The sequence below is a fragment of the Arthrobacter sp. Y3225116 genome (assembly GCF_059091245.1).
On the sequence record NZ_JBNHGL010000445.1, the window covers coordinates 1 to 1,209 of the forward strand.

The window sequence follows — 1,209 nt, forward strand, 5'->3', positions numbered from 1 at the left end:
CGCCTCGAAGCAGACCAGCGCGTCCGTGTCGCGGTCCTCGCGGGAGAGCAGCGTGCCGGTCGCCAGCAGGCCTCGGGCGGCCTCGCCGAACTCGCCGCCGTGGCTGAATTCGGCCACCGCCCGGCGCCAGCAGTCCAGCGCATCGGCGGTCCGGCCGGCGTGCCGGTGCGCGTGGCCCAGGCTCATCAGCGCCCGCGCCACCTGCGCATGGGGCGCCTGGGTGTGTTCCAGCCGAGCCAGCAGCTTGGACAGCACCTCGCCCGCCAGTTCGTACTCTTCCGCCTCCAGCAGCTGGTTTCCCAGCGCCAGCCGCAGCGTGAGCTCTTCCTGCACCTCACCGCGTTCGGCCTGGGCGACCGCCGCCTGCCAAGCCAGCACCGAGTCTTCGTAGTCGCCGATGCCGGCGCAGAGCCGGGCCAGCACGACGGCGGCACTGATAGCACCCTTGCGGACCCCGGCGGCCGCATACAGTTCCAGCGCCGTCAGCGCTTCCTCCAGCCCGGCCGCGCCGTCGCCGCCGGCGGCATTGGCCTTCAAGAGCCACATGCTGGCGGTGGTGGCACGGTTGCCGGGCAGCGCCAGCATCCGGTCGGCAACTGCGGTGGCCCGTTCCGGCTGGTCGGCCTGCAGGTAGGTATTGGCCAGGTACATCAGCGCGCCGGACAAGCTGTCCGTCCGGCCGGAATGCTCGTAGCCGGCCACCGCGTCTTCCAGCAGCGCGATCGCCTGCCTCGCTTCCCCGCGCTGGGAACGGACGACGGCGATGGCCAGCCGGACGTCCGCCGTCACCGACCCCGGGGCATGGGCCTCCAGCAGGCGGTCCAGTTCAGCCTCCAGGAGCGGGAGGTCGTCGTCGCCGGCTTCGCGGAACAGCGCCGTTCCCAGCCGCTCGCCGGCCGCGGCCTCGGCCTCCAGCCCGTGGCTGCGGAGCAAGGCGATGCGGGCGTGGAGATATTCCCGGGCCTGCTTCTCTTCGCCGGCCAGCTGGGCGAGCGCAATCAGCACTGAGTACAAGCCCAGCCGCACGTCAAGTTCGGTGTCCGAGGAGCGGGCGAGGCCGGCCCGCGCCAAGGCGCGGGCGCCCGCGTGGTTCTCGGCGTAGGCTGCCTCATAAGCGCGGTCCAGGCAGTCCCTGGCAGACGACGGGAACCGTGCCGGGTCGGGGCCGGCGCTCTCCAGCACGGCGCGCAGGCGGTCGGCGATCAGCCC

At 72.9% G+C, this 1,209-nt stretch carries 1 protein-coding gene; it reads right to left on the minus strand.

The features are described from left to right. On the minus strand, positions 1-1,209 hold a 1,209-nt coding region (locus tag AC5RV2_RS18180; RefSeq protein WP_494093490.1), incomplete at both ends, for a hypothetical protein.